The following is a 1,041-nucleotide window of genomic DNA, read 5'->3' as shown; positions in this document are numbered from 1 at the left end:
GCTTATTGAAAGATAAGCATACAGAAAGCACAACTGATGCGAAATAGTGCCTACCAACGTTATACCTGGTCCTTATCTTTGGGTGTTGGTGTTGAGAGTGACGACTACTTAAAGGTCGGGTGTGGGAGTTCTAGGATCGTAGGCGATCGGGAACCATTAGCAGATAATTCGTAAGCATTAGGATAGAACCATAATGTAGAAAGCTTGTGGGTGCAAAGACACGTAACAGATAAGGTGCAGATAGTGAAGGCGACCGAGGTACAACCTCGTATTCTAAATTCGAAATCTTGACGTAGTTACTTCCTTACTGATAGTCATAATAATTTTTATGTCTATTGGTAAGGGAATAACTGCGTCCTTTTCGGCTCCCTCAGTTTCCCTCGTATTCTATGCCTTCGGCACCAAATTGCAAGGGTTTTCCCTTGATTTATAGACCAACTGGAACCGATTGGGTTCGTTGAGCTTGTCGAAACGGTTCCTATCGGTGGAAGGCGGTAGCCAAGGAGGGTGAATGTCGCAGACAGAGGGAACCTAGTGGGTTCCCTTAAAGAAGGACTTTCAAATAAAATAAAGAATTATTAAAATAACTAACTTAAATAGAAAGTAGGTTATTTTATGGGTAAGAAAAAAGCTAAATCAAAATTCTATGCTATAAAAGATGGTATAGGAGTTAAAGATATAATAGTTACTTCCTGGGATGAATGTTCTAAGCGTGTATTAGGCTATAATGCAGTATATAAGAGCTTCAGAACTGAAGAAGAAGCTAAGAAGTATTTAGGAAGTGTAGATGTTGAGAAGGTAAAAGAACAAGCTAAAAAGGGTATGGAAGAAAGAAAAATTAAAAAGGAAACTACAAGATCCCTTAATATTAGATTACCTAAAGAAATGTATAATGACTTTGAAGAGAAATGCAATAATATGAATTTAGATAAAGATAAGGCTATTTTTATGCTTATAGATGAATGGTTAAGTTAAAGGATTTTAAAGAGTTTTAACGAATTAGTTTAAAGAGATTTAATCATTAAAAGTGAGGGTTTATGC

General features: G+C 36.3%; 1 protein-coding gene. It reads left to right on the top strand.

Features of this window, described 5'->3' with window-relative positions:
* Positions 1 to 615 precede the first annotated feature (615 nt).
* Positions 616 to 975 (top strand): RNase H1/viroplasmin domain-containing protein, encoded by a 360-nt coding sequence (locus ACQRD5_RS17115; protein WP_320899720.1) that lies wholly within the window; start codon positions 616 to 618, stop codon positions 973 to 975.
* Positions 976 to 1,041 lie beyond the last annotated feature (66 nt).

Source organism: Clostridium sp. SGI.024, from assembly GCF_050315195.1.
In the GTDB taxonomy this organism is placed as follows: Bacteria; Bacillota; Clostridia; order Clostridiales; family Clostridiaceae; genus Clostridium.
This window is presented reverse-complemented; position numbering and strand designations above follow the sequence as displayed.

Coding starts and splice junctions, on each gene's coding strand:
- ACQRD5_RS17115 (WP_320899720.1), top strand. CDS start 616: ATGGGTAAGAAAAAAGCTAAATCAAAATTCTATGCTATAAAAGATGGT.